At 62.4% G+C, this 22,922-nt stretch carries 20 protein-coding genes; 16 read left to right on the top strand and 4 right to left on the bottom strand.

Going from position 1 to position 22,922, the window contains the following annotated elements; all coding sequences use genetic code 11:
• The first annotated feature begins 397 nt into the window (after window positions 1-397).
• From rpoD to M1R55_RS14070, 13 genes are all read left to right on the top strand, one after another.
• Entirely contained in the window at window positions 398-2,170 is a 1,773-nt protein-coding gene (rpoD, locus tag M1R55_RS14010) for an RNA polymerase sigma factor RpoD (protein WP_249392346.1), read from the top strand.
• Window positions 2,171-2,320: 150 nt separating this feature from the next.
• Window positions 2,321-3,778 carry a DUF4129 domain-containing protein gene (locus M1R55_RS14015; RefSeq protein WP_249392347.1) on the top strand — a complete coding sequence of 486 codons (1,458 nt, stop codon included), beginning with the start codon at window positions 2,321-2,323 and terminating at the stop codon, window positions 3,776-3,778.
• 5 nt (window positions 3,779-3,783) lie between these two features.
• Window positions 3,784-4,782: a MoxR family ATPase gene (locus M1R55_RS14020; RefSeq protein WP_249392348.1), complete on the top strand. Its 999-nt coding sequence runs from the start codon at window positions 3,784-3,786 to the stop codon at window positions 4,780-4,782.
• Entirely contained in the window at window positions 4,779-5,900 is a 1,122-nt protein-coding gene (locus tag M1R55_RS14025) for a DUF58 domain-containing protein (protein WP_249392349.1), read from the top strand. The genes M1R55_RS14020 and M1R55_RS14025 overlap by 4 nt, the downstream gene beginning before the upstream one ends.
• 190 nt (window positions 5,901-6,090) lie before the next feature.
• On the top strand, window positions 6,091-6,357 hold the full coding sequence (locus M1R55_RS14030; protein WP_249392350.1) for an M-like protein: 267 nt from the start codon (window positions 6,091-6,093) through the stop codon (window positions 6,355-6,357).
• 371 nt (window positions 6,358-6,728) lie between these two features.
• Window positions 6,729-7,781, top strand: coding sequence for a DUF3492 domain-containing protein (locus M1R55_RS14035; protein WP_249392351.1), 1,053 nt, complete (start codon window positions 6,729-6,731; stop codon window positions 7,779-7,781).
• The gene (locus tag M1R55_RS14040) at window positions 7,687-8,145 is read left to right on the top strand and encodes a glycosyltransferase (RefSeq protein WP_249394224.1); all 459 of its coding nucleotides are present in this window, start codon (window positions 7,687-7,689) and stop codon (window positions 8,143-8,145) included. Before M1R55_RS14035 ends, M1R55_RS14040 begins: the two co-directional genes overlap by 95 nt.
• 25 nt (window positions 8,146-8,170) lie before the next feature.
• Window positions 8,171-9,874, top strand: a complete 1,704-nt coding sequence (locus M1R55_RS14045; protein WP_249392352.1) for a hypothetical protein — start codon at window positions 8,171-8,173, stop codon at window positions 9,872-9,874.
• Window positions 9,871-11,922, top strand: coding sequence for a GDP-mannose 4,6-dehydratase (locus tag M1R55_RS14050; protein WP_249392353.1), 2,052 nt, complete (start codon window positions 9,871-9,873; stop codon window positions 11,920-11,922). Before M1R55_RS14045 ends, M1R55_RS14050 begins: the two co-directional genes overlap by 4 nt.
• A gap of 56 nt (window positions 11,923-11,978) precedes the next feature.
• Window positions 11,979-12,668 carry an endo alpha-1,4 polygalactosaminidase gene (locus tag M1R55_RS14055; RefSeq protein WP_249392354.1) on the top strand — a complete coding sequence of 230 codons (690 nt, stop codon included), beginning with the start codon at window positions 11,979-11,981 and terminating at the stop codon, window positions 12,666-12,668.
• Window positions 12,665-13,564, top strand: a complete 900-nt coding sequence (locus M1R55_RS14060) for an MJ1477/TM1410 family putative glycoside hydrolase (protein WP_249392355.1) — start codon at window positions 12,665-12,667, stop codon at window positions 13,562-13,564. Before M1R55_RS14055 ends, M1R55_RS14060 begins: the two co-directional genes overlap by 4 nt.
• An 85-nt stretch (window positions 13,565-13,649) precedes the next feature.
• Window positions 13,650-14,159, top strand: coding sequence for a hypothetical protein (locus M1R55_RS14065; RefSeq protein ID WP_249392356.1), 510 nt, complete (start codon window positions 13,650-13,652; stop codon window positions 14,157-14,159).
• A 235-nt stretch (window positions 14,160-14,394) separates the two neighbouring features.
• Complete coding sequence (locus tag M1R55_RS14070; protein WP_249392357.1) at window positions 14,395-15,096, top strand: DUF2259 domain-containing protein; 702 nt, start codon at window positions 14,395-14,397, stop codon at window positions 15,094-15,096.
• A gap of 16 nt (window positions 15,097-15,112) precedes the next feature.
• Here M1R55_RS14070 and M1R55_RS14075 read toward each other — a convergent pair whose 3' ends face one another.
• Window positions 15,113-16,786 carry a VOC family protein gene (locus M1R55_RS14075; protein ID WP_249392358.1) on the bottom strand — a complete coding sequence of 558 codons (1,674 nt, stop codon included), beginning with the start codon at window positions 16,784-16,786 and terminating at the stop codon, window positions 15,113-15,115.
• A 207-nt stretch (window positions 16,787-16,993) separates the two neighbouring features.
• On the opposite strand from M1R55_RS14075, the gene M1R55_RS14080 reads away from it, so the two are divergent.
• Complete coding sequence (locus tag M1R55_RS14080) at window positions 16,994-17,539, top strand: DoxX family protein (RefSeq protein ID WP_249392359.1); 546 nt, start codon at window positions 16,994-16,996, stop codon at window positions 17,537-17,539.
• A gap of 229 nt (window positions 17,540-17,768) precedes the next feature.
• Here M1R55_RS14080 and M1R55_RS14085 read toward each other — a convergent pair whose 3' ends face one another.
• Window positions 17,769-18,395 (bottom strand): MarR family winged helix-turn-helix transcriptional regulator, encoded by a 627-nt coding sequence (locus M1R55_RS14085; RefSeq protein ID WP_249392360.1) that lies wholly within the window; start codon window positions 18,393-18,395, stop codon window positions 17,769-17,771.
• Between the two features lie 81 nt (window positions 18,396-18,476).
• Window positions 18,477-19,802 (bottom strand): aminopeptidase, encoded by a 1,326-nt coding sequence (locus M1R55_RS14090; RefSeq protein WP_249392361.1) that lies wholly within the window; start codon window positions 19,800-19,802, stop codon window positions 18,477-18,479.
• Between the two features lie 285 nt (window positions 19,803-20,087).
• Between M1R55_RS14090 and M1R55_RS14095 the strand changes: the two genes are divergently transcribed.
• The gene (locus M1R55_RS14095; RefSeq protein ID WP_249392362.1) at window positions 20,088-20,651 is read left to right on the top strand and encodes an NYN domain-containing protein; all 564 of its coding nucleotides are present in this window, start codon (window positions 20,088-20,090) and stop codon (window positions 20,649-20,651) included.
• Between the two features lie 15 nt (window positions 20,652-20,666).
• A complete protein-coding gene (gene queA, locus M1R55_RS14100; RefSeq protein ID WP_249392363.1) occupies window positions 20,667-21,749 on the top strand; it encodes a tRNA preQ1(34) S-adenosylmethionine ribosyltransferase-isomerase QueA in 1,083 nt (360 codons plus the stop codon).
• Window positions 21,750-21,874: 125 nt separating this feature from the next.
• On the opposite strand, the gene M1R55_RS14105 is transcribed toward queA, so the two are convergent.
• A complete protein-coding gene (locus tag M1R55_RS14105; protein ID WP_249392364.1) occupies window positions 21,875-22,828 on the bottom strand; it encodes an N-acetyltransferase in 954 nt (317 codons plus the stop codon).
• Window positions 22,829-22,922: the final 94 nt, after the last annotated feature.

A 22,922-nucleotide genomic window follows, 5' to 3' on the forward strand; every position in this document is an offset into this window, starting at 1 on the left:
ACCTTAGTTTCCCCACCACTTCTGCCGCCAGATGCCCGCCTCTTCGTGAACCGTGAGGCGTATCTGGCGTTTGCCGTGTCGCCCCATAACATGACAGTTTGCTAGACTGACACGCTCCGGCCTGCGCTGACCTTCCTTCTGGGCTTCCCGCCCACTTCTACGCGTCCAGGCCACCGTTGCACGTTTACCGCTTCAAGTGTTCCGCCCAGGCGCTTTTCTCCCTTCCTTCTCCTGTATTCTCAGCCTTGCGTTTCCGGCCAAAGACCGACGCCCTTCAGTTGCTTGGCACATGGCGACAAACACCGTTGCCACCTCTCCGCCGCTCAGACTTTGGCCCGGAAAATACGACCCGCTGATCTACATTCTCACATCCAACACTGACGTTTCAGGAGGCCGCATGGCAGATTCCACCAAACCCCGCACGCGCAGCAAGGTTTCCGCAGCGGCGACGCTTGCCGCCCCCGAAGAAAGCCGCATCAAGACTCCCGATAAGCCCCGCACCCGTACCCAACCGCGCACCCGCGCCGCCATGCCTGACGCCGATACTGGTGCCGAGGCCGTGCAGATTGACTCTGTGGACACGGCCCCCGCGCCTGATCAACCCAAGTCTGCCCCCAAGAAGGCCGCTGCACCCAAAGCCAAGCCTGCTGTAGAGGCTGCTCAAGACGGTGCCGATGGTGCCGCTGCCAAGCCCGCCCCCAAAAAGGCCGCTGCCAAGCCTAAAGCGGCCAAAGCTGCGCCTGCCACCACCGATGATGGTGCGGCGGAGCCGGGTGCAGATTCGGCAACCGACGCGCCCAAGCCTGCGGCCAAAGCCAAGGCCGCTCCCAAATCGGCTGCGGCCAAAGCTCCAGCTACCAAATCCTCGGCCAAGAGTGCGGCTGCCAAAGCGGCCCCCAAGCCTGCGCCCAGCGGCAAAGGCAGCGCCGCCGACAAGCCCTACCACGCGCACCCCAGCATTCAGGACATGCTGAAGGTGGGCAAAGCGGCAGGCATCCTGTCCAGCGAGGACATCGCGGCGGCCCTGAGTGTGGCCCTCGAAGCCAGCGGCCTCGACCCCGAAAGCCCCGAAGCCTTTGAAGACATGCAGCTCTTTATTGCCGGACAGGGCATCGAAGTGCAGGACGTGGACGAGGACGACGAGGACACCGACGACGACGCGGAGGAAGCCGAAGAGGGTGGCCCGATCAACCGGGCGGCGGCCAACACCGAAGACGACGAAGAAAAATACTTTGATGATATGCCCCGCGCCGTCAGCAACGACCCTGTGCGTCAGTACCTGCACGAAATTGGGCGCGTGCCCCTGCTGACGCTGGAAGAAGAAATTGCGCTCGCCCGCCGGATCGAGGAAGGCGAGGCCGCCCGCAAAACGCTGGACGAAGACCTGGAGATGGATGACCGGGGCCGCCGCCGCCTGATGCGCCAGACTGAAGACGGCGCGAATGCCCGTCAGGGCCTGATCGAGGCCAACTTGCGCCTCGTGGTCAGCATCGCCAAGAAGTACACCGGACGTGGCCTGGGCTTCCTCGATCTGATTCAGGAAGGCAACCAGGGTCTGATCCGCGCCGTCGAAAAGTTCGAGTACCGCCGCCGCTACAAGTTCTCCACGTATGCGACGTGGTGGATTCGTCAGGCCATCAACCGCGCCATTGCCGATCAGGCCCGCACCATCCGGATTCCGGTGCACATGGTCGAAACCATCAACAAACTCACGCGCACGGCCCGTCAGCTTCAGCAGGAACTGAGCCGCGAAGCCACGCACGAGGAGATTGCTGAGGCGATGGGGCCGGGCTGGGACGCCACCAAAGTCGAAGAAGTGCAGAAGGTCAGTCAGGAGCCAGTGTCGCTGGAAACACCGATTGGCGATGAAAAAGACAGCTTCTACGGCGATTTCATTCCCGACGAGAATCTGGATTCGCCGGTAGACAACGCCGCCAAAACGCTGCTGAGCGAGGAGCTTGAGAAGGCTCTGAGCAAGCTGACCGAACGCGAAGCCCTGGTGCTGAAGTTCCGCAAAGGCCTCGTGGACGGGCGCGAGCATACGCTGGAAGAAGTGGGTCAGCGCTTCAACGTGACCCGCGAACGCATCCGCCAGATTGAAAACAAGGCGCTGCGCAAGCTCAAGTACCACGAAAGCCGCACCCGCAAACTCCGCGACTTCTTGGATTAAACATCTCAGGTGTTCTGCCCGCTCTGGCTTCGGCTGGGGCGGGTTTTTGTTGTGGGTGGGGGAGAAGGCAACTGCTCTGAACACAACTGGAGTGACCTTCACTTCATATCAGAGTCAATTCCTCAATCTCACACGCTACACTCCCCCAGAATGTCTGCCCCGAACGCAATCCCAGACGATCAGATCACGCCAGCCGAAGCCCCACACACCCCAACTTGGCAGACCTATGGCGCGGCGCTCTTGCCCCTGGCCCTGCTCGGTATCTTGCCTGTGTGGGCTTGCCTGCTGCTCTGTGTCCTGTTTGGCTTGGGCGTGCGCTTGCCCCTGTGGCATGAAGGCCGCCTGCTGATTTCGTTTCTGATCGTGGGCGGCGCGATTCTGGTTCATCTGCTGGGCCTTGGCGGGCTGGAGGTGGCGTTGCGTTCTGCTGCCTTGGGCAATCTGCTGGTGCTGTATCTGGCTGGCCTGTTGGGTGTGGCGGGGCTGTCTTGGGGTGCGGCGCTCCTGGAAGAAGGACGGCGCAGAGGCTTGCTGCTGGTGCTGGCCGTAGGTTTGGTGTCACCTCAGCCGTTGCTGCTGCTGGCGTTGGCAGGCGGAGCGCTGATGCGTCCGGGATTGGATGACCGCAGACCGGGCTGGTTGGGCCGCGAGGGTGCAGGTTGGCCGGGAAGGAGTGCGGCTTGGCTGGCCGTGCCTGTAGCGCTTGCGCTGGCTCTGGCGGTTGCGCTACCCCGCCCCGCGCCGCTGTGGAACGCCTCTCCTGTGCCGCCCGCGCAGGCCCAGGCTCCGTCTGAAGTTCTCCCCGCTAATCCCCGCGCCACTCCATCCAATCCAGTCCCCCTGCAACCCACTGTGCCGCGCCCCCGCCTCAGCACCGAGAATGCGATTTCAGCGCCGCCCGCCGAACTGGTGTTCGTGGCTGGAGTTCTCGTGTTGTTCGCACTGGTACTGCTCCTGCGGGTCATTCCAGCGGGGCGGGGGCGGCCTGCAACACTGGTGGAATGGTTGATGGGCGCGGGCCTGGTACTGACGCTGGTGCTGCTGGTATCGCTGGCATTCGGCGGTGTGCCCGCCAGCGAGGCCGGAACCTTGCCCCCCGCGCAGGCCGAGGTTTTGCCGCCCGCTGATGCGGAAGTGGGTGAATTTGCCCCGGCAGAACGCCGCCTGACTTCCTACCTGAATTTGGTCTTGTGGGCGGCGTTGCTGTTCTATCTGGCCGTATTCGCGCTGCTGATTCACACCGCTCTCAGCCTGCGCGGGGCCAGTCGCCGGGATGCTCAGGCCGCCGTACCTGCCGAACCCGATGCACCCGATGGCGCCGCTCTACACCGCGTCCGGGTGGCCTACCGCAACGTCGAAGCCGCGCTGACTGATGTGGGCCGGGGCCGCGCCGCACACGAAACGCCGCAGGGCTACGCTTCCCGCCTAGCCGCCGCCCTGCCCACGCTGGCGGCCCCGCTGAATCTGCTGGCCCGCGTCTACGCTCCAGTGCGCTACGGCGGCTCGGTCAGCACTGCCGACGCCGACGCTGCCGAGGCCGCCGAACAGACCATTCGGGCCGAACTGCCAACTTTGCCGCCCGTTGCCTCCTCAGAGGCGGCAGAATAGCGGCCATGACTGCTTCGCAATCCCCCACTCCAGCCTTTGTCGGGCGCGTGCTCGACAATGTGGCCCGCGTGATGGTGGGCAAAAACGACGTGACTGCTCTGGCGTTGGCCGGAATCCTGGCAGGCGGCCACATTCTGCTGGAAGACGCTCCCGGCACCGGAAAAACCATGCTGGCCCGCGCCCTCGCCGCCTCTCTGGGCCTGCCGTTTTCCCGGGTGCAGTTTACGCCTGACCTCCTGCCCAGCGACATCACGGGCGTCAGCGTGTACCGCCCCGCCACCGGAACCTTCGAATTCGTGCCTGGGCCGATCTTCACGGGCATCTTGCTGGCCGACGAGATCAACCGCGCCACGCCCAAAACGCAGTCGGCGTTGCTGGAGGCGATGGGGGAGGGCCAGGTCACCGAATCGGGCGTCACGCACCGCCTGACCGCGCCGTTCGTGGTGATCGCCACGCAAAATCCGGTGGAACATGAGGGCACGTACCGCCTGCCCGAAGCGCAACTTGACCGCTTTCTGCTGCGCCTGTCGGTGGGCTACCCCACGCTGGATGAAGAGGTGCGGATGCTGGGCCGTCTGCAATCCCTACACCCGATTCACGCGCTGGAAGCCGTCGCCACGCCCGCCGATCTGCTGGCCGCCCAGAGCGCCGTGCGGGGCGTATTCGTGGCCGAAGACTTGCGGCGCTACGTTTCCAGGTTGGCCGCCCGTACCCGGCAGCACTCCCTGGTGGCGCTGGGCGGCGGGCCGCGTGCCAGCCTGGGGTTGCAGGGGGTGGCGCAGGCGCTCGCGTGGATGGAAGGCCGGGCTTTCGTGACGCCCGACGATGTGCAGCGGGCCGCGCCGGGCGTGCTGGCCCACCGCCTGAGCCTGCGGGTAGAGGCGCGGCTTCAGGGCACGCCGGGAGAGGTAGTGGTGGCCGATGTCTTGCGGGCCGAACCCGTTCCGGTGGAGTCTGGGCCAGTACAGGTTCAGTCCATGCCAGACGCTCTCGCCCAGCCATGACCCTGCTGCTGGCCGCGCTGCTCTGGCTCGGTCTCATTGGCCTGCTGGTGGGTGCGCTTTGGTTGGCCTACCGCCGCCCGCCCACCGTCACTCTGTCCCGAACGTTGTCCACTTCTGCCTTTGCAGGCGGCCGCATTCCGCTGACCGTGCAGGCCAAAGTATTCAACCTCTTGCCCGTGCGTGTGCTGATCGAAGACGAACCCCCGCGTACGGTGGTGGCCGATACCGTGCCCGTGTTGGCAGGCTGGGTGCAGGGCGAGGCCATCCACGAAGTCCAGACCACGCTGACGCTGAACCGCCGGGGCGTGTTCCAGTGGGAAGGGGGAACTCTGCGCTGGGCTGATCCGCTGGGGCTGTTCTGGCGCAGTCTTCCGCTCAAGGTGCCCACCCGCCTGGAGGTTTATCCTGGCACACACGGCCTGCTGCTGCCCGATCTGCTGCGGCCCCTGCTGAGCGAGGGCGCGTGGTCTCGCACGCACGGCCTGGAAGACCCGATCAGTTTGCGCGGCGTGCGCGACTATGTTCCCGGCGACCCACCGGGCCGGGTGCATTGGCGGCTCACGGCCCGCACGGGCAGCCTCACCGTACGTGTGCCGGAACGCACCGCCGCCAGCAGCGTCACCATTTACCTTGATCTCAGTGGCGGCGGTGACGTGTATCTGGAGAGCGCCGTGCGTCTGGCGGCCAGTCTGGTGCAGGAATCGTTCGCGCTCGACCTGCCCATTTCCGTCGCCACCAACGCCGGGGCCACTCCTACAGGCCGCAGCCCCGAAGCGATGCGGGCCGCGCTGTTGCGGCTGGCACAGGCTGTACCTGATGCTGATTCACCGACCATTCCACCCATTCGCTCTGGCGGCAATCTGATTATTCTCACCGCCCGCGCCGGAGGTGCCCTGATAGAGCAGGCCATGCGTGCCCGCGCCACTGCCAGCCGGGTCGCCCTGATCGCCATCCCAGACGGCTTTTATATGGAACCCGGCGAAAAGCCCCGCCGTCAGTGGGTGGCCGCCCCCGACTCTATCCGTGAGCTGGAGCGGCAAGCGGGCGCACTGGCCGGAGTGGGGGTGATTGTGTTCGTGCTGCGCGGCAATCAGAGTGGGTTGAGGCTGGGCGGGTAGGGGCGTGGGTTGGCGGAGGGAGGGCGTCGAAGGGTCGAGGGTCTAAGAAAGGCTGTGGATGCGATTCGCGCCGTTCTTCTTGCCTCGCCTGCCTGAACCCTGCTCGCCTCGGCACCTTAGACGCCCAGAGCCATCCCCACCTAAAGAAACGGCTCAGGCCCAATACACCTCCGCTTGCTACCGTAGGCGCATGACCAACCCCAACGATCAGAGCGGCCAGATTCCCGCCGACGCTTCCGTCAAAACTGAGGACGAAATTACCAACGTGGACTTGCAGTTTATGGGCAAGCCTGACCCCCGCAAAGAAATTGCCGCCGAAGTGAGTGCCCAAAGCAAGGCTCCCGGCGAGTTTGAAAACCGCGGCATGGACAAACAGGACGTGGCCTCGGCAGGCAGCATGGTGGCCAGCGATCCGCCAAGCTCGAATATGGGTGAAGACGGCAAATTAGGCGAGTAAGAACCGAAAAGAAATGGAGGTCAGGGTTAAGCTCTAAAACAAAAATACTCTGTGTACAGATATGGACGGCCAGCATAGGCCGTCTTTTTTTGGGCTATCTAAGGACTAGACCCCCATTCAGGTGGTATGGCCATCCAACACTGTGCTACACGTCTGTTCGGTTATTTTCACTCAAGTCTCGACTACACCCAACGGGTGGTCATTTGATGAAAATAGCCGAGTTTTTAACATTATGGTCAAAAAATCTATACTTTCTCTCAATGCCACTCCTTTAGGGCGGCAGTGCCTGTGGCTGTGTCGATCAAAAGACTCCATTTTCTCCTTCCCCTTTGACTGTTCACCTCGTCAAATCGTTTATCCAAAGAGCCTCCATGACCCTCATTTCATCTCACAATTCGCATCAGCCGCTGACCGTCGCGCTGTACACCGAAGCTACCTATCCTCAGGCGCACGGCGGCGTCAGCGTGTGGGTCGATCAATTGGTGCGTGGTCTGACCGAACACACGTTCTCGGTACAGGCCATCAGCGGTGTTCCATTTGTACGTCCGGCATTAGAAATGCCCAGCAATGTCAACTTTACGCAGGTTCCGCTGTGGGGGCCGCCCTCCGTCATCCGGACAGATCGGCAGCGCGAAGGGGCCATTTTATCTGCGTACAGCGACTTCCTAGAGTCTCTGTGCACGCTGGATGTCAATGGCTTTGGCGTGGCCCTCCGCGCACTGTCTGAACAAGGCGCGAAAGGCCCACTCACGGGCGTGCTGGAAGGTGGCCGCGCCGCCCGCCTCACGCTGGATATCTGGACGGCGCAGGCCCGCGCCCAAGATGAAGACCGCCTGCCGGGCCGTCCCCGCCTGCCGCGCCCCACAGTTTCGGACGCGCTAGACGTACAGATGTGGCTGGAACATGCCCTTCGCCCGCTGGCCGCCCGGCCCCCCGAAGCCGAGGTCGGGCACGCGGTCAGCAACGGATTTGCCGCGCTGCTGGCCCTCAACGGCCTCTGGACGCACGGCACACCCTTTTTGCTCACCGAACACGGGATCTATTTGCGTGAGCGCTACCTCGAATTCCGGCATACCTCCTATACCTCTGGCTTTAAGGCGATGCTGCTGCGCTTTTACCGCCTGCTGTGCAGCCTCGCCTACCGGGAAGCAGCGTTGGTCTTGCCCGGTTCGCATTACAACCGCCGCTGGGAAGAGGAACTGGGAGCCGAATCCGAGAAGATTCAGTGCATCTACAACGGCATCGACCCCAGCGTGTTTCCTGAAGCCGAGTCGAAACCTGAAGGATCGGTGGTCAGTTGGGTCGGGCGCTCCGCACGCCCAACTGCGCCTGTTCGGGGGCACGCCCGCTGGAAACGAGGATTACGAACGCCATTGCCGCAGCGTAGCCACAGGGCTGCATCTCGACGGCAACGTGACCTTTGAGGGCCGGGTGGCCGATATTACCGACGCTTACCGGGCCGGACAGGTCGTGGCCCTGACCAGCGTCAGCGAAGGCTTTCCCTATAAGGTCATAGAAGGAATGGCTATGGGCCGCCCACCTGTGGCCACCCGTGTGGGCGGCGTGCCCGAAGCGGTAGGCGACGCCGGCCTGATCGTGCGCCCCCGTGACGCGGTGGGTGTGGCGAGTGCATTGGGGCGCTTGCTCGAAGACCAGCCGTTGCGTGCCCGCTTGGGCCGTGCCGCCCGCGAGCGCGTGATGCAGCTGTTTACGCTCGACGGCTGCCTAGACGCTTATCGCCGCGCCTACCCGGTGGCACTCGCGAACTCTGGGAGCAACCTCCTATGAGGCTGCACGCACAGTGTGGGCGGACATGAGTCAGTCCCTTCGCACCATTTTCCCCGATCCGGTGCCAGAGATAGCGCAGGCCACGACTGACCATACCGGCACTGACCAATCCAATATCAATCAAACGGGTGCGCGTCCTCTCACCGGGTTCGAAATCCTCAGTGGGCGCACCACCCTGCACGGCTGGTCACAGCAGATGTTGTCCCCGCTCTACGATGCGCCCTCGCACAACGCGACGTTGCAGGCCCCGTCCTTTCCTCAGCCTGCTGCTCCGCCCGAATCGATCACTTCAGAAGTCGGCCCTATGCCTGCGCCGGGGGCACTCCCTGACCGCCTGCGCGAGGTGGATTTGAAGCTGGCCCCAGAACGGGAGTTGGCCGTCGATGCTCTGGAAATCGCCTCCTACCTGGAGGCTGATGGCCTGAGCGACGAATCGTTGCGTGGACGTTACAACGCGGGGGGATTGTTTCAGGCCGCCGAACTGCTGTTTGCTCAGCGGGGGTCGGGCCGCGCCCTGAACCGGTTGCCCAACGCTCCGATTCCTGCCTTTCCCTGGCACATGCTGCTGCGTGGGCCGCTGTACTTGCTGCCGGGCTTGGCCGGTCTGATGATCACAGGCCCGCTGGGGCAGGGTGCATCAGCCGCATTTACCTTTGCTGCGGCGTTTGGCTGGGGCTGGTCTATGACCATTGCTGGTCTGCGCTACAGCGAACCGTTTGCCGTGCCGGGCCGTGCCATGCGTGCGGCGCTGTGGCTTGCCGGCCTGATGGGCACGCTGGGCGGAGCCGTTACCGCCTTCTTGATGGCTGGGCCAGATCAAGTTGTCCTGGGTGTCCTCAGCGGCGGCGTGGTGGCGCTGGCAACGGCGTCGGCGGGTATTTTGTTGGCCCTGGGCCGGATCACGTTGTCTGCGGGGGCATTTGCTGTGCCGCTGCTGGCCGCGACCGTGGTGCAGGCCAGTTTACTGCCAGTGGTGGAGTCGATCATCATCTCTGGTTCCGAAGTTGCCAGTTCGGTGGCCAGTTTCAATATGGCCAGTTCAGATATAGCCAGTTCGGATGTGGCGAGATCGGTGGTCGGGGCAGCGGCGACGTCTCCCTCGCTCGTGTTGCCCCTGGTTGCGCTGGCGCTACTGGCCGTTCTTCCGGTGCTGGCCGTCCTCAGTGCTACCCGTGCCCCCGGCGAATTGCGCACCACGTGGGCCGTGTTCAAACCGCATTTGCGTCTGGCGGCCTACGGCTGGGCCATGGCCCTCACCTTCGTGGCCTTTAGTTCGCGCATTGGCGCGTGGCCGCTGCTGCCCATCATCGTCAGTGCCGGACTGTTAGAGGCAGGCGTGTGGCACGCCCAGGAGCGCCTGCAGCACGCCGCCCGCAGTCTGCGCGACCTAGCCGACCTGCGTTGGCGTGGCCGCGTCACCGTGCCTGTGGTGGCCGTCTTGTACAGCGCTGTGTTGGCACTCGCCGTGTTGCTCATCAGGGTTACGGGGGTGTTGCCCCAGTTCAGCGGTATTCCGCCCGGTGTGCAGGTGGCGGTGGCGTTGTTGGGAGCCGCCTTTTTACTCAGTGCGTGGCTTGCCAATCAGCGGCAAGTGGCCGCCCTGCTCGGATTGTGGAGCGTGGCCGCAATGCTGACTTTTAGTGCCTTGATCCCTCTCCCGCTTCTTTCGATCTCGCTCGTCCTCATTTTGCTGCTCAGCGCCCTCAACGATCCCCGGAGTTACCGATGACTACCCCCATGATGCCCAACCTGTCCGCCCCCACGTCTTCCCACTCTGCCTCTTCTCGCCCCGTGGTCGCCGTCACCGGCGCAGACGGCTTTATCGGCTCTCACCTCACCGAACAGTTGGTGCAGGCGGGCTACCACGTCAAGGCTATGGCTATTTACAACTCTCAGGGGTCGTATGGCTGGCTCGATACTGTCGGCCCCGAAACCATGCAGCACGTCGAAGTACAGCTCGGAGACGTGCGCGATTCCGGCAGTGTGCGGGCGCTGATGCAGGGGGCCCAGATCGTGTACCACCTCGCGGCCCTGATCGCCAGCGACGGCGTGGGTAAGTATCAGGGCGTCATCCTGACGGACTCTGCGCTGACCTTTCAGAGCAGCCCCGGATTTTACTCCAGTGCGCTGGATACCAGCGAATGGGCTACGTTGTTCGAGTACGAAAAGGCCTACCGGGTGCGGCAACTCGCCCTTTACGGCGCGCCGACCACCGTGCCCGAGGATTACGGCCTGCGCGTAGTGTCCGGCACCGAGTTTGCCACCGGAAACCTGAATGTGACTGCGGCGGGGAAGAACGCCTTCAAAGACCTGACCGGAAATTCTCTTCCTCTGCGTAACGCCTATACCTACACCGCCCAACTGGAAGCTGTAACCGGCGTGGTCACTCAACCCCTATTGACGGATGACGCAGGCCGAATCGTAGCGGCCACCAGCACCTTTAATGGCCGCGAGCGCCTGATCCTGACCAGTGCCCAAAGCCCGTACCTACTGCATACCCAAATTCTGAGCTACGGCCTAGTGCAGTGGCTCACGAAGGGCGTGCATCTGGGCGAGCACCGCCGCTTCCTGCAGGTCGATATCGACGACTGGTTCCTGAACGGCAGCGTTTTCGACCCCGCTACGGGTGGCCTGCGTTCTGAAATCTTCCGGCTCTCGGCCAGCGACGCCCTGAGCGTCAGAGATCAGCAGCGTGCGATAGACAGCGCCTACAACGTGGTCAGCAACTTCAAGTACGCGATGATGTTCAATGGGCGGGGCGCAGTTCCCTCCAGCCCGACGACCTGTAGCCCCGAACTGTACGGCGATCAGATTAAGGATGGCCTGACCAGTGTGTCGCGCTGTATGGCCTCCGACTTTGATTGGGTAAACCATACCCGCGATCACCTGCGAATGGACGTGATGGATTTGCCCACCGCCACCACTGCCATCGTCGACAATTTCGCCATCGGTACCCAGTTGGGCCTGCAGATGAGCCGCAAGAGCCTCGTGACCGGCGAGCATAGCGGTTTGGGCTATATGGATCCTACCGATGATGGCACCAACAACACCGCCGGATTCTTGCAGCCGAAGCAGGATTTAGGACTTGGGCGCAGCAATCCGAATTTGATCACGGCGGCGGTCAACAGTGGCGTGCGTTATCTGGCCTCTAACCACAGCATTGCCAGCCAGTGGGACGCGAGGTGCCCCAGTTGCGGCGTCCCTCACCCGATGAACCCTAGCCTGCTGCTGGTTCCGCGCTACCCCAACAGCCTCGCCTACCATGTCACCACTCCAGAAGAAGCCACGGCCTCCTATAACAGCCTGTATGCACCGGGCGGCGCAGCAGCGTACTGGGATCACGCCCTAGACTACGCCGAACTGCTGGAAGTAGACAGCACCCGGGGCGTGGGTCATGTATTTGATGGGACGGCCTGGCCCACCTACATGCATCAGACCAACCTGCGGGAGTATGCCCCCGGCAAGAGTTTGGCAACCGATTGGGTGAAAGCTGTTGTAGAAAAATACGCCCGCTATTCCACGCTTCCCCTGAACACTCTGCGGTGGGATGCCCTGGGCGCCTTTGTGGAGCGCAACACCCGCGAACAGAAAGCCTTGGCAGCCAACGCTTACACCGCCATCTGGAACCGTACCTTCAGCACCGTGAGGATTACTCCTGTCGGCGCGTCAGTTCCATTTACCCTGACTGGCCTGTGGGGCGGCAAAGTCTACGGCGCGTATGAGGCTTACCCTCTGACCATCTACTCCGCAGTTGACGTTATCGTCAGAACCCGCTGAGCCGTACCAGTTAAGCTGAAGCTCTGACTTCCTCTGACCACCACCGCCCCCTGAGCGTGTATTACGGCCCTGCCTCTCCGCAGGCCGTGAGTACATTGGGGGGCTTTGACGTGGTGGTACTGCATCCCACGCTGTACGCCGCTGCCGACCTGCAGGCGTTGCGGGAAGGGGGAACCCGCGTGCTGGCCTACCTGAGCGTGGGGGAAGACCACACGTTTGGTGACTTAGAATGTGTAACCGGCAGCGCCCCGTATCACTGCGCCGTGAATGCAGAGTGGGGAAGTGTGGTGGTCGACGCGGCCCATCCTGGTTGGCGTGCAGTGTTGCTGGCGCGGGCCGAACAGGTGCTTGAACACACCGACGGCCTGTTGCTAGACACGCTGGACAGCGCCGACCCCGCCGCAACGCTGGACTTGGTGGGGGTGCTGCGTGCTGCGGCTCCCGGTGCCATGCTGATGGCAAACCGGGGCTTTGGCCTGTTGCCGGGGCTGGTTCCACTTGTTCAGTCCGTGCTGTTCGAGGCCTTTTCTACCACGCACTCGCCCCGGCTTGCCGCCCATAACAAGCAAGGGCTGGCGTATACGGCGCACTGGCTCGGCGTCGTTAAAGCTGCCGGCCTACCCGTTGTTGCTCTGGACTACGCCGCCAAGCCCAAGCTGATCGCCCTGGCCCGCGCCCGCGCCGCACACTACGCTGTGCCTACCTTCGTCACCAACCGTGCCCTGACCCTTCCCGGAGGTTTATGATTCCCTTTGCACCGGCCCTCTGGCCCGTGTTGCTGTGGCCTTTGCTGTTGGGTTCCTATTCGGGGCCGAGTCAAGCGGCGGCTGCTGTGCCACCAACCCGCCACCAGCAACTCCTTGCTGTCAAAACTTGGGGTATCCAACTCACCGGCTATGGGACTAAGCGCCTCGATGCTGTGGCCGGCAGTCAATTCGATCTGGTCGTCGTGGACGCGACCGACGATAACGCCTTGCTGTGGACGAAAGCCGAAATTTCACGGGCTGCGCAGGGAAAATTGCTGATCGCTTACCTGAGTATGGGAGCCGCCGAAAGTTACCGTCCGTATTGGAAACCCGGCTGGCGGGTGGGCAACCCGGCGTGGCTGCTCTCCGAAGATCCCAATTGGCCCGGCAACTATGATGTGGCTTACTGGAATACCGACTGGCAACGCACGGCCCTCGCACAGCTTGACCGGGCCATAGACGCCGGATTTCACGGCACTTACATGGACTTGATCGATGCCTACCAGCGCAATCCGGGGCGTGCGAGTGCCCGTGCCGACATGGTGGCCTGGGTGTGCCGCATCGCCGCCCATGCCCGCGCCCGCGATCCCGAATTTCTGATCATTCCCCAGAATGCCGCCGACCTGCTGACCGATCCGCGCTACGCCGCCTGCGTGGACGCCACCGGGCAGGAAGAAACCTTCGTCTACGCCACCGACCGTCCCACCGAACCACAACGCGAGCGGACGCAACTGGCCGATTTCCGGCGGTGGAAGAAGGCTGGAAAACCGGTACTGACGCTGGATTACGCCAACAAGCCTGCGCTGATTTCCAGTATTTACACCAAGGCGCGGCAGGCAGGTTTGGTACCGTATGTGACGACTGTGGCGCTCAATACGCTGCCGCCCTCCCGCTGAATCTGACTGGTGAATTTCCTCACTCTGGCCCCGCACCCACCCAATTCACCCGCTGCACTCACATTCGGTTGCTACGGTGCAGCCCATGAAGGTTTCCCGTGTACTCCTGGCTTCGGCCCTCGTTTCGCTTCTTCCGCTGGCTGGTGCGCAAACCCTGATCAAGTTCAGCGATCCCAAATTGCCGTTTTCGTTCAGCTATCCGCAGGGCTGGGTGGGCATCGACTTTAAAGATGATACCAACGGGGTGAGTCTGCTGTCGGGCAAGACCAAACCCGCATCGCTGGTGCGTCTGCTGTTTGCCAGCAAGGCTGGACGGGCCGTGAATCTTGTCACCGAATATCAGAACTTCGAGTCGGGCGTGAAGACCACTGGAGCGACCCTTAAATTGCTCAGCAGCAAAGCCGCGAGTTACGGCGGCGTCAGTGGGCAGGAACGCGAATACGCCCTGACCATCAAGGAAGGCCAGCTGCGCCTGCGCGTGTGGTACGGCAACGGGGCCAAAAATATCTACTCCTTTCAACTCACCGATACGCCTGCGCGGTATGCGGCGGCCAGCGCAACGTTCAGCAAGATTCTGAACAGCGTGCGGTTCTGAGTGGGGAAGGGTGTCTAAGGGTCTGAGGGCCAAACGCGTACTTGCTGTGATTTCCGGACATCCAGTGTTTTTACGGATGTTCGTCCATCGCCGCTAGCTCATGTTTTTTGCTGTTCGCTCCGCTGCGCAGCTTTGCTATTCGAAGGATTCGCGCGAGCTATTTCAACTTGGTCTAAGGAGAGGTTCAAACCCCGCCTAAAGCCTGTGCTTTCCCCAAACCGGTGTACGGTAAGCCATGCGGCGACTTTTTTTCCCGGCACTGATCTTGTTGGCCTCAACAGCGTGGGCAGGCAACCGCCTGGACATCGTTCGAGTGGCGTTTTCGCCGTCCAGTCACCGGGTAGCAGCGATCACGTCCGGCGAACTCGACGGCAGCGGATTCGGCGCGGCGCAGGTAGATGTGCTGAATACCTCTACCGGAGCCACCGTTTACACCGCTCAAAAAGATGTGGATGAAGCGGCGGCCCCAGCTGTGTTGGCCCAACTCCTGACCTCTGCGCCTGTGGTCAATATTTTTGCCCAATCCGGTCTGAATCCGGGCGTTACGTCGGTGCCGCGTTACCGCCGGGTGTATCCCACAGCCTATGCGTCGTGGTCGGACGGCATCGGGGCGGGGCAGAGTCGCACCACGTCGGTTTCATTGTGGACGGCGGGCATTGTCGCGCCCATCAAACTTGATGTGTTTCGCCTGCCGTCCAAGTGCCCGCAGGATTACTTCAACCCCGGCGATGTCGCGTCCGGCTTTCGCCTGAGTGTGCGGGGGCGTGTGGTATATCAAGACAAGACTTTGCCCGCTGCTCGCTCCTGCGCCGCCCGCTACAGCCTGGAGCGGGTGGACGTGCGGGGAAACCGCGCCCTGTTCACCTTGCGGGCCTACGGGATCGGCTTTGAAGGCCCGGACGCCGATCCCGTATTCGTGGCCGTCACGCTGAAGTAAGGCCAGAGCAGTAGGGCTAGACCAGCCCAGCTACGCCCTGCATCACGCGGCGCACGGCGTCCAGTTCGTCCTTGTTGATGGAATGTCCCAGCCCCGGATACACGCGGGCGTCTACTGCGGCCCCGCGCGATTTGAGGTGATCGGCGCTGGCCTGAAAGCGGCTGAGCGGAATATGGGCATCATCGGGCGCGACGCCCATAAACACGGGTGTGCCGCCTAAATCGCCGCCCTGATCCAGCGTAATCAGGCCGCCGCTGAGGGCCACCACGCCGCCCAAGCGTTGGCCCTGCGCGGCGGCACGGCTGGCATATTCCAGCGCCAGGCACGCGCCCTGAGAAAAGCCGCCCAGCACCACGTTTTCCGGCTTGATTCCCTGTTCTCCCAGTGCGTCTATCACCGCGCCCACCGCGCCCAAGGCCCGGTCTAAGTGGGGCTGGTTCTGCGCCACCGGAGCCAGAAACGACTGTGGATACCACGTGTTCCCCTCGGCTTGCGGGGCAAGGTAGGCAAAGGCGCTGAGGCTCAGATCGTCAGACAGGCTCAGAATGTCGGCTGCCGTGCCGCCGCGCCCGTGCAGCAGCACCATCGCCACCCGCGCCTCGGCCAAGGGGCGGCCCCCCGCATACACCTGTACGCCGCCCGCTTCCTCGATATCTTCTGGCGCGGCATCCTGCGCTGCACTCAGGTCACGGTTGCCGATGGTCACACCATATTCCCGACTCACGATTCTGGGCGCGTTGGCTTCTATGGCAGGGCGCTGGGCCTCGTACCACGCGGGCAATTTCAGGTGCTTGCCCAGTTCCTCTACGGGTTCGTCGTCAGGGAAACCGGGGGCGTCGGTGGCAATTTCAAACAGCACACCGTTCGGTTCCCGGAAGTAGATGGAATGAAAATACTGGCGGTCTTGCACGGGTGTGGGCCGGAAGCCTGCCGCCGTCAGCGATTGTAGGTAGGCCAGCTGCTCGGCGTCGCTCCGGGTACGCAGGGCCACGTGATGCACGCTGCCTGCCCCGAAGGTGCCGCGTGGCTGGCTGGGCCGTGCCACCACGTCTACAAACAGGCCCACGCCGCTGCCACTGCCCCGGAAGCGGGTGCGCTGGCCTGCGCTGGCCTCGTCGGTGCCGACTTCTATAAACCCGAGTTGCCCCACCAACAAGTCCCGCACGGGCTGGGTGTCGCCTACCCAGGCCGTGACCGAATGGAAGCCGCGCAGTTCGTGTTCGGCGGGCACGGGCGAGGCGGGCCAGGGCTCTACTTCCTGGCCGTCGTCGAAGACCAATTCCACCCAGGTTCCGTCCGGGTCTTCCAGCGTCAGCACGCGCTCGCCAAACCGCAAGTCTTCTTTCAGGGCAAAACCGTGGGCGCTCAGCCGCTCGCGCCAGTAGCCCTCGGAGGCACGCGGGGCGCTGTAAGCCGTTGCCACCACTTCGCCGTTGCCCCGCACGCCCTTTTTGGCAGCAGGCCACGGAAAGTGCGTCATGATCGTGCCGGGCTGCCCCGTCAGGTCGCCGTAGTACAGGTGGTAGGTGCCGGGATCGTCAAAGTTTACCGTCACTTTGACCAGCCGTTGCCCCAGCGTCTGGGAATAAAAATCGATGTTGCGCTGCGGATCTTGTGCCATCACGGTGACGTGGTGAAGGCCCTGCACAGGCGAAGTTCCCGGCGCGGAGGAAGCAGGAGAGAAGGTCATATCACTAGAGTAGCTTAACATTGAACGATTTTAAAGTCAGCCCGAAGTTTCAGCCTCGCGCCCTCAACGAACCCTGAAGAATGGGTTCAGGCTATGAGCGAAAACAATGGGTCAGAGAGGGCAGATGTCTGGCTTTCAGTCCTCAGAATGAGGTGGCAGCCCAAGCCAGCGTAGAAATTCGTGTACGGGGGCTGGGAGGAATTCTGTATGACCGACAATCATCACAGCCGTACCCCACTTTCGTTCGCGGCACGTTTCAACCGGCTGGATTCGGCTGTGGTCGGCTGGTTCGGACGGCACGGCATCACGCTGCTGCGCCTCTCCATCGGCCTGATTTTCTTCTGGTTCGGCGCCCTGAAATTCTTCCCCGGCGTCAGCACCGCCGAAGGCTTGGCCAACCGCACTATTTCGGTGCTGACCTTTGGTCTTGTGCCCGCCAATGTCAGTTTGCCCGTGCTGGCCGCGTGGGAATGCCTGATTGGGTTGGGGCTGCTGTCAGGGCGCTTCCTGCGGGCCACCTTATTTCTGCTGTTCGCGCAGATGGCCGGAACCTTTCTGCCGCTGCTGTTTTTCCCGGGCGAGACCTTTAAAATCTTTCCCTTCGTCCCCACTCTGGAGGGTCAGTACATCATCAAAAACTTCGTCATTATTTCGGCGGCGCTGGTGGTGGGGTCGACGGCACGCGGCGGACGCCTGATTACAGACCGAAAGGCGGCGCGGGTGGCCGAGGAGATTCAGGCGCACCGGCCATAAAGTGGGTTCTGGCGAAGAGGGAATCCGGGAAGTGCCGTGTAGGAACTGAAGAAGGCGTGCTGATCAGAGAAATTCTGGGTCAGGCACGCCAACAATCTCGTCGTTCGCACTGCCCTACAGCAGTTGTCCGAAGGGAAGCTTCAGAAGGCGTTGGTATGACGCTTCCCTCCACTGTTCCATGAGATTTACTCACTCCGTTCGGTCAACATCAACATTGTTGACCACTGCCCTAGTCCTCTGCCTTGGCTCTGATCTGCTCTGCTGTTCCCGCACGCCGTTTCCGACTTTTTTGCTGTGCTTCGTTTTCCTTAGCGGCCAATCCCAAGCCCAATTTGCGCGTCAGGGCCGCCAACTGAATCAGCTCTTCGGGCGTCAGGATGGTAAACAGGTCGTGAATGCCGCGCACATGCTGGGGCAGCACGCTTTCTATCAAGGCTTCACCCTGCGTGGTCAGCGACACGTTCACCACGCGGCGGTCTACCGGGTCACGTTCACGGCGCACCAAATGATCACGCTCCAGATTGTCTATGACCATCGTCAGGTTGCCGCTGGAGCGCAGGATTTTGTCGGCCAGTTGGCGCTGACTCAGGGGGCCAAGGTGATACAGGGCCTCAATGACTCCAAATTGGCTGATGGTGAGGTCATAGGCGGCCAGATGACGGTTGGCAGCCACTTCTACGGCGTGTGCGGCACGCCAGAGCTTGATGTACGCCTCCAGCGCCCGGCGCTCCTCGGGCGTTCCAGAGTAACGGGTGGGCATATAGGCGTTATCCTCAGGGTCAGCGGCCAGAAAATCAAGCCGGAATGTCCAGCGGTACAGTTGGCACCGGGCGGCGCAGTCCGGGATCAGGGCCAAAAAGGCAGGCTGGCAACGCCAAAACTCAGCGGGGCCAGCCTCTTTTTGTGCCGGATACAAACTCGCCTGCTCAGGCCGTGTTTAGGCGGTCTTGCCCGCCCGGTACTCCTCTGTCGCCAGCCGAATGCAGGTGGCGACTGCTTTCATGGCGGTCAGCACCTCGGCTTCGGGTGGGCGTGTGGGAGCCAGGCGGATATTGCGCCCGGTGGGGTCTTTGCCGCCCGGATAGGTGGCCCCGGCGGGGGTCAGGCTTACTCCGGCCATGTCTGCAAGCTGCACCACCCGCGCCGCCACAGGTTCGGTGGTATCGAGGCTAACAAAGTAGCCGCCCTTGGGGGTTGTCCACGTGGCGTACTCGCCCGATTCGCCCAACTCCTGCGCCAGAGTGGTATACACGGCCTGAAACTTGGGCGCGATCAGGCGGGCGTGGTCACGCATCAAACCTTCTAACCCGCCCTCGTACTGGGCCAAAAAGCGCACGTGGCGGGCCTGCTCCAGCTTGTTCGGCCCGATGCTCTGGGCATTCAGGTACTTGGTGGCCCAGGCGATATTGTCTTCGCTGCTACCCACGAAGCCCAGGCCGCCGCTGGCAAACGTGACCTTGCTGGTGCTGGCAAACACGAAAGCGCGGTCAGGGAATCCGGCGTCGCGGCACAGCGTCACAAAGTTGACTGGCGCGTCCTGGTCGGTGTCCGACAGGTGATGCACCCGGTAGGCATCATCGGCAAAGATGGTGAAATCTGCCGCCGCCGCCTTGATTCCGGCCAGTTTTGCCGCTTTTGCTGCGCTGATGCTTTCGCCGCCTGGATTGGAATAGGTGGGCACGAACAGCACACCCTTGACCGAAGCGTCGCGGCCCGCAATCCGGGCAATGGCGTCTACGTCGGGGCCATCGGGCTGCATAGGCACGGTCAGGAGTTCGAAGCCCAGCGTTTCCAGCAGCAAAAAGTGACGGTCATAGCCGGGCAGGGTCACGATCATTTTGGGTTTCTGGCTGTCCAGCAGCTTGACCCAGCCGCCGGTGCTGCCCCTGACGCCGTGCAGCAGGGCAAAACTCAGCAGCAGGCCCTGCAACTCCAGGCTGGAATTGTTCCAGACCAGCATGTTCTCGGCCTTCAGGTCCAGGTAGGCGGCAAACAGCGCCCGCGCACTGGGCAGACCGTGGACGCCGCCCGGATAATTGCGGAGGTCAAGGCCGTCCTGGTGCGTATCGGTTTCGCCCAGCGCGGTCAGAAGGCCGTTTGACAGGTCAAAATCGGCGTCTGAGGGTTGCCCGCGCTGCATATTCAGCTTCAGCCCTTGCCCCTGCAATTCTGCATAGGCCGCCTGTGCGTGCGCCAAGCCCGACTGCGCCGAGCCAGACTGTGTTAAGTCAGATTGCGCTGGAGTGGTCGCGTCCGTTGTCATACCAGTAGGGTAACGGTCTGAAAGGCCGAGTGCAGCGAGTTATGTAGGGCGGCCAGAAGAGCTGAACCCCTCCTGGCCTTCCCAACCTGATTTTTGTTAATATTCTTACATCCCCTCATGGGCGGCAGGCTTATGCTTCTTGCCGCGTTCACCCAAGGGCATTTACATTCCGTTTGTTCATTTTCGTTTCTGTCCATTCATTTTCCAGCGCCTTTCTTTCTGCCGCCCCGCGCCAAGTGCTCCAAGCCAAATGCGCCGTGTGGCCCCCAAACAGGAGAATTCCCAATGCAATACGTCGTTTCCCGTCCCAGAGTCGGTGTGTTCATCGATACCCAGAATCTGTATCACTCTGCCCGCGATCTGCTGGAGCGCACTGTCAACTTCGAAACGCTGATGCGCGTGAGTACCGACAACCGTGAACTCGTCCATGCCATCGCCTACACCGTCGAGCGCGAAAACGAGGCCACTGCCCGGCCCTTCATCTACAAACTGTCCACGTTGGGCTTCAAGGTGCGCCGCATGAACCTGACCCTGCACCACGTCACCGAGGGCGGCAAGGCCATTTATGAGGGCAACTGGGATATGGGCATCGTGGCCGATATGGTGCGCCTGTGTGATCACCTCGACGTCATCGTGTTGGGCAGCGGCGACGGCGACTTCACCGACATCGTGGAAGTGCTTCAGGAGCGCGGCAAGCGTGTAGAAGTGATCTCCTTCCGCGAGCATACGGCCCAGAAGCTGATCGACGCCGCAGACCGCTTTATGCACCTGCCCGATATAGAGGGCGGCCTGATGCCTGCCCGCCAGAAGCCTGCCCGCGCCGAAGAAGCGCCCGCGCTGGAGCCTTGATAGCCGTTCCCCAACATGCCTGATCCTCACCTTGACCCGGACGCGGTGCTGGCGCAACTGGCCTTTACCCTGCCGCCGGAGCGCATCGCCCAATCGGGTGCAGAACCCCGCGACTCCTCCCGCCTGATGAGGGTGAACGGGGAAATAGAGCATCTGCTTTTCCGCGACTTGCCGGGGCTGTTGCAACCCGGCGATCTGCTGGTTTTCAACGAAAGCCGGGTCATTCCGGCCCGTGTAATGGCCCGCAAACCCATGCAGAACGGCTTCGGCGGTGGGCAAGTCGAAGTGATGCTGCTCCGCGAGGAATACGGGACAGACCTGGGGGCGCACATCTGGTCGGCTTACCTGAAACCCGCCCGCCGCGCTGGCCCCGAACTTCTCCTCGGCCCGTCCGACGCTCCCCACCGCGCCGAAATCATGGGCCAATTGGATGACGGCGCACGCCTGCTGCGCTTCGACCACGACATCAAGCCGCACCTGGACACCATCGGGCGCTTGCCGCTGCCGCCCTACATCGACGCGGGCGACAACGACGAACGCTGGCGCGAACGCTATCAGACGGTGTACGCCCGTGAACCCGGCAGCGTGGCGGCTCCCACGGCGGGTCTGCATTTCACGCCCGAACTGCTGGCCGAGTTGGACAGCATGGGCGTGGGGCGCACCGCCATCACCCTGCACGTGGGCGCAGGAACCTTCCGCCCGATTTCCGGCAGTGTGGCCGACCACGTGATGCACGCCGAACGCTATTCCATCAGCGCGGCCACCGCCAAGGCCATCAACACGGCTAGGGCAGAGGGCCGACGCATCGTGGCTGTGGGCACAACGACTGTGCGGGCGCTGGAAAGTGCGGTGGATACGGCTGGGCTGGTACAACCGGGCGTGGGCGACACCCAGATTTTCATCACCCCTGGAACGCCTGTGCGCGTGCCCGATCTGCTGATTACCAATCTGCACTTACCCGGAAGCACCTTGCTGCTGTTGGTGGCGGCCTTCGCGGGTGTAGACCGTATCCAGGCCGCGTATGCCGCCGCGCTGGACGGGGAATACCGGTTCTATTCGCTAGGCGATGCGATGATTCTGGAGCGGATGGGGCTGTAAGTGATCAATGGTAGTGGAAACGTACACATGAGCTCTAGTGCTGTTGCCAAATTCAAAGCCGACAACTCTGATCGTTCTGCCCACCAAAGTTATTCCTACGTTCCATGATCCACCTACCACAACTTCTACACTCCCTTCTTCAGCATCATCCACGCCGCTTCCCGCACAAACCCTAGCCGCTCATTGATTCCGAGCATAGGCGCGTTGCTGCTGTGATTCCCCGTGCGAACATGGGTAAAACCGCGTGCCAGCGCAGCGCGGGCCGACGCCAGCTTGAGGGCGTAAGCGATACTGTTGCCGCGCCAGTCGGCCAGCACGCCCGTCAGCCCATTGCGGAGCGTGTGAGGCGCAGCGTTGCTCACGGCATACAGTTCATTCACTCCCACCCACTCTCCATCCGGGGCAATAGCCATAAATAAGCCCACCGGGTCGATTGCATCCACGATCCGCAACTGCCACGTTTCAAAGGGCCACACCTTGACCGGAGAAGTGCTGGGCACATCGCGCAGGAGGGTGGTGATCAGGGTATACAATCGGAATTGCTGCGGTTCGTCAAACGCCCCCAGTTCACTCAGTGGCCGAATCTGGATTCCGGCAGCCTGAGCTTTGTGCTCCTGCGCGGCAAAGGCGACAAAGTCCAACCCGGTCAGGTCAAGCGTGCTGCTCCACATCCGGTCATGCTCGCGGTAGCCGTGCGATTGCAGCAGCGGCAACTCCCACCAGTCCTCCCGTACACGGCTCAGCAGGGTGTGTGCGCCGTATTCGGCAGCCACCGCTTCAGCCCGTGCCAGCAGCACTTTTCCTAACGTGGTGTGGCTGAGCAGGGTGCATACTGAAATACTCAGCCAGCCCTCGTGTGAGTCGCTGCGGGGCGTGTCCACTTCATACATCCCGCCCCAGACACCGTTTTCTTCTATTACTCCGCGCCTGTGTACCTCTGCGGGCAGGTATCCACGCTCCAGCCGCTCCAGTTCGGCGGCAGTGGTGGGCGCGTCGGGGTGCGCGGCGCTCAACAATTCAGCCAGGCGGTTCAGGTCAGTCGGAGTCTTCCAGGTCAGTTCGGGCGGCAGGTCAACCATGCACCAGCACAGCACGGCCCCGCCCTCCGCACATCCGCCATTCGGCTTGTCGCAATCTTCGTCCCGGCGCCATTCCGGCTGTCTATACTCAGTC

The sequence above is a fragment of the Deinococcus sp. QL22 genome (assembly GCF_023370075.1).
Taxonomy (GTDB): domain Bacteria; phylum Deinococcota; class Deinococci; order Deinococcales; family Deinococcaceae; genus Deinococcus.